Origin of the sequence: Burkholderia sp. LMG 13014, assembly GCF_905232215.1 — a bacterium.
Lineage (GTDB): Bacteria > Pseudomonadota > Gammaproteobacteria > Burkholderiales > Burkholderiaceae > Burkholderia.
Genome location: NZ_CAJNKE010000474.1, coordinates 1 through 4,616, shown reverse-complemented (window position 1 = coordinate 4,616; position 4,616 = coordinate 1). Strand labels below are relative to the sequence as shown.

Genomic DNA, 4,616 nt, shown 5'->3' with positions numbered 1-4,616 from the left:
GAACCACGACGACAGCGCGAGCCCGATCGCGAGGATCATCACGAACGCACCGGCTGCGAACAGGTCGGCGGCCCTCATTGCCGGAACACCTCGGCGAGCGCATCCTCGACGCCGTAATACGCGGCGCGCGCCGCGAATCCCGGCCGCAACGGCGATGCGTCGAACACGCCCTTCACCGCGTCGCGCGTCGTATCGCCTTCCTGACGGAACACGAACAGGTCCTGCGTGATGACCACCTCGCCTTCCATCCCGACGATCTCGGTAATTCGCGTGACGCGCCGCACGCCGTCGCGCATTCGCTCGATCTGCACGAACAGGTGTACGGCGCTCGCGATCTGGCGCCGGATCGACAGCAGCTGCAGGTTCGCGTTCGCCATCATGACCATGCTCTCGAGCCGGCTGACCGCATCGCGCGGCGAATTCGCGTGAATCGTCGTCATCGAGCCGTCGTGCCCCGTGTTCATCGCCTGCAGCACGTCGAACGCCTCGGGGCCGCGAATCTCGCCGAGGATGATGCGGTCGGGCCGCATGCGCAGTGCGTTGCGCACGAGATCGCGCTGGGAAATTCCGCCCAACCCCTCGGTATTTTCCGGCCGTGTTTCGAGGCTCACGACGTGCGGCTGCAGCAACTGCAGCTCGGCCGCATCCTCGATCGTCACGATCCGTTCGTGCTGCTCGATGTGCTGCGACAGCGCGTTGAGCAGTGTCGTCTTGCCCGAGCCGGTGCCGCCCGAGATCACGATGTTCAGCCGGCACGCGCACGCAACCTTCAGTACCTGCAGCATCGGAGGCGAGATGTTGCCCTGCTGCGCCATCCGCGCGAGCGTGATGTCGCGCTTCGCGAACTTGCGGATCGAGATCGACGTGCCGCGCATCGCGATCGGCGGCAGCACGACGTTCACGCGGCTGCCGTCGGCGAGCCGCGCATCGACCATCGGACTGCTCTCGTCGACGCGACGCCCCACCGCCGCCGCGATCCGCTGCGCGACGCTCGCCACGTGCGCGTCGTCGCGGAACTTCAGCGACGTGAGTTCGAGCCGGCCCGCGCGCTCGACGTAGACCTGGTCGGGCCCGTTGACGAGGATGTCGGTGACCGTGTCGTCGGCGAGCAGCGGCTCGATCGGCCCGACGCCGAACATGTCGTTCAGGATCGCATCGACGATCAGCACCTGCTCGCCGGCCGTGATCTTCAGCCGCTCGCGATCGACCGTGTGCGCGGCCACCTGCTCGATGCCGGCGCGCACTTCGTCACGCGTCTTCATCAGCGCCGCCGACATGTTCATCGACGCAAACACCGCGCTGCGGATCGCGTCGAACTTGCTCGACCGGATCAGCGCATTGGTATCCGCGGCCAGCGATGTGCGGGTCGGGGCCGGCGCAGACTCGGGCGAAGGTGCGTCCACCGGCGCCGGGACAGGCTCGTTCGCCACGGCGGGCGTCACGGCCGGCACGGGGTCCGCCGGCGGACGGTTGCGGGTACCGAACGTCACGATCCCTTCCTCCACTTGACGAGCCGCGCGTACCACGGCTCGGCGACGACCATCGGTTCGCCGGTGATGCCGTTCGCGAGCTGCCGGATCTGATCCAGGAAGCCGTTCCGCTTCGCGCCTTCGATCGGCTCGCCGAGATTCTCGGCAACGGCGAGCGTCTGCGGCTCGTGCGGCAGCTCGTGCAGCTTCGCGCCGCCGAACGCGTCCTCGAAATCGACCGGCTCGACGCGGCCCGCGACCGGCGCGAGCGGATTGTTCAGCACCATCGACAGCAGCCGCTCGCCGGGCAGCTCCCGCACGAAGCGCACGAGCCGCGCGGCTTCATAGGCGGCATGCACCGAACGGTCGACCACGACATGGACGAGATCGGACGCCGCGAGCGCGTCCTCGAGCAGCTTGCCGGCGCCGCTCCCGACGTCGAACAGCACGTAGTGGAAGCGGTCCTTCAGCATGTCGACCAGGCGCGCGACGGCCTCGTCGACCAACGGCGCGTCAGCGCCGTAGGCCAGCTCGGCCGACAGGACGTGCAACCGGTCGCCCTTCGTCACGAACATGCGCTCGAACAACGCGTCGTCGGGACGCTGCCCCATGTTCAGCAATTCGATCAGCCCGTTGTTGCTGGACAGCCCGAACATCGAGTTCGCGCCGCCGCCATGCAGGTTCAGGTCGACGTAGGCCACGCGGCGGCGCTTCTCGCCCGCCAGGAAGCGCGCGAGGCTCACCGTGATCGTGGTCGCACCGACGCCGCCGCGCGCGCCGACGAAGCTGACGACCTTGCCGGTGCGCGCCTGGACGACCGATTCCGTCGCGGTCAGCGCACGCCGCATCAGCTCGACGGTCAGCGGCTTGACGATGTAGTCCTGCACGCCGATGCCGAGCAGGTTGCGAAACAGCCCGACGTCGTTCTGCGTACCGATCGCGATGACCCGCACCGACGGATCGCACACGTCGGCGAGCCGCATCAGGTCCGACACCGGCAGCACCGAATCCGACACGTCGATGACGAGCTGGCGTGGCGAACGCTCGTACTGCTGCAGCAGCCGGATCGCATCGTCGCAGGTGCCAGCCTGCAGGTGGGTGCGCGTGATCGACAGCTCCTGCGTAACGCGGCGTATCACGTCCTCGCTGCCCGAATCGGCGACGACCGCGACGAGATCGGCCGCGCCCGCGGGCACGGCGCGCCGGGCGTTCTGACGGTCGAGGAGGTTCATGGGCGGCATCGTGATGGCATCCGGGTCCGGTCAATGGCTGGGCGAGCCGGTCGTCAGCGTCTTGCCTGGCGTCGGCTGCTTCACGCGATCCTCGACGTAGCGGCGCACCGCGTCGGCCGCGGTCTGCGCGTCCGCGCCACCGTACGGTACGGGCGCGACGAGATCCTCCGGCCGCGCGAGCATTGCCGCGAGGTTCGAGTAGGTCGCGCAGCCGAACGGCATGCCGGGCCGCGCAAACCCCGCGTCGACGAGATGCGACGGCTGCATCAGCTTCGCGCAATCGGGCGGCACCGCATGCGTGCCGTCGAAGCCGATCGACCGCGCATCGGGCAGGTTGACCGGCGGCGGCGCCGACAGGCAGCCTGCGAGCACCAGCGGCAGCAGGACGGCAACGGTCGATCGGGTTCGCATGTGCGCTCCTCCGGTTCAGTACACGAAGCCCGCGGCGCCGACGAGGCGCGGCGTGTCGCCCGACAGCAGGTCGAGCCCCAGGTTGTGCTGCACCGCGAACTCCAGGTCGCTGCTCGGCCGCGCGACGGTGTCGATCGCCTGCTCGAGCTGGCCGGGCCCGGCCGGCTGCACGATGTACGGCGTGACGATCACGACCACCTCGGTCTTGTTGTCCTGGAAGTTCTTCGACGAAAACAGCCGGCCGATGATCGGCAGCCGGCCGAGCCCCGGAATCTGCGACACGGTGTCGGCCGTCTGGCTCTGCAGCAGCCCGCCGATCGCGAAGCTCTGCCCGCTCGACAGCTCGACCGTCGTGTCGACGCGCCGCACCGTGAGCCCCGGCACCTTGACGCCGCCGGTCGTCACGCTGTTGTTCGCATCGACCTCGCTCACCTCCGGCCGCACCTTCAGGCTGATCCGGTTGTCGGCGAGCACGGTCGGCGTGAAGTCGAGCGACACGCCGAACGGCTTGAACTCGACCGTGATCGCGCCGGTCGACGAACCGGCCTGCGCCACCGGGATCGGAATCTCGCCGCCCGCGAGGAAGCTCGCGGTCTCGCCGGACATCGCGGTGAGGTTCGGTTCGGCGAGCATCGTGATCAAGCCCTCCTGGTCGAGTGCGTCGAGCACGACGTCGATCGACCAGCGCCCCGCGCGGAACCCGCCGAGCACCGAGAAGGCGCCCGTCGGCGACAGGTTGAACAGGCCGTTCGTCGGATCGAACAGCGTGCGTCCGTTGAACAGCCCGCCGACGAAGTTGCCGGCACCGCCCAGCGAACTCCAGTTGATGCCGAGCTGCTGCGTGATGTTGCGGCTCACCTCGGTCACCCGCACGCGCAGGTTCACCTGGATCGGGCGCGACAGCGTGAGCCGGTTGACGATCTTTTCCTTGTCGTGCAGGTACGGGGTGAGCGACTGCATCACGGCGTCCGCGTCGGCCGCGCTCGGCACCTTGCCCGACACCATCAGCGAGCCCGGCGCACCGGACACCGACAGCTTCAGCTGCGGAAAGCGGCTGTCGAGCACGCCCTGCAGCGACGCCGTGTCGACCTGCACGATCACCGTCTTGCGCAGGATCGGACGATGGTTCGCGCCGAGTGCGATCAGCGTGGTCGTGCCCGCCTTCTTGCCGAACACGAACACGGTGCGCGGCGACGGCACCTGGATGTCCGCGATGGCCGGATCGGCGACGAACATCGCGGTCGCGGGCTCGGGCAGCGACAGCAGTTCTCCCTTGCCGGTCGCGATCGACAGCGCCGCGCCCGCGTCCGGCGACCGCGCGACCTGCGCGAATGCGCCCCCGGACGCAAAGACGCAGGCCAGGCACCAGAAAGCGATCCAACGAACCATGCGCACCATGCGTGTTCCCGTCAAATGCCGGCCGACGGGCGGCCGGTCCGAATCGTCAATCCGTCACTGCGCCGCCACTCCTGCCGGCTGCGTAGTCGCATCCGCCGCGACATTG

The 4,616-nt window shown here is 68.8% G+C and carries 4 protein-coding genes; all 4 read right to left on the bottom strand.

Translation table 11 applies throughout. The features are described 5' to 3' along the window. Positions 1-74: 74 nt before the first annotated feature. From JYJ84_RS28990 to JYJ84_RS28975, 4 genes are read right to left on the bottom strand one after another with little or no spacing between them, the layout of a single operon-like run. Complete coding sequence (locus JYJ84_RS28990) at positions 75-1,490, bottom strand: CpaF family protein (RefSeq protein WP_175221527.1); 1,416 nt, start codon at positions 1,488-1,490, stop codon at positions 75-77. Next, a complete protein-coding gene (locus JYJ84_RS28985; protein WP_175221526.1) occupies positions 1,487-2,710 on the bottom strand; it encodes an AAA family ATPase in 1,224 nt (407 codons plus the stop codon). Before JYJ84_RS28985 ends, JYJ84_RS28990 begins: the two co-directional genes overlap by 4 nt. A 21-nt stretch (positions 2,711-2,731) precedes the next feature. Beyond that, positions 2,732-3,112 (bottom strand): CpaD family pilus assembly lipoprotein, encoded by a 381-nt coding sequence (locus JYJ84_RS28980; RefSeq protein ID WP_175221525.1) that lies wholly within the window; start codon positions 3,110-3,112, stop codon positions 2,732-2,734. Between the two features lie 15 nt (positions 3,113-3,127). Then, positions 3,128-4,510 carry a type II and III secretion system protein family protein gene (locus JYJ84_RS28975; RefSeq protein WP_122949295.1) on the bottom strand — a complete coding sequence of 461 codons (1,383 nt, stop codon included), beginning with the start codon at positions 4,508-4,510 and terminating at the stop codon, positions 3,128-3,130. Positions 4,511-4,616 lie beyond the last annotated feature (106 nt).

Coding starts and splice junctions, on each gene's coding strand:
- JYJ84_RS28985 (WP_175221526.1), bottom strand. CDS start 2,710: ATGCCGCCCATGAACCTCCTCGACCGTCAGAACGCCCGGCGCGCCGTG.
- JYJ84_RS28980 (WP_175221525.1), bottom strand. CDS start 3,112: ATGCGAACCCGATCGACCGTTGCCGTCCTGCTGCCGCTGGTGCTCGCA.
- JYJ84_RS28975 (WP_122949295.1), bottom strand. CDS start 4,510: ATGGTGCGCATGGTTCGTTGGATCGCTTTCTGGTGCCTGGCCTGCGTC.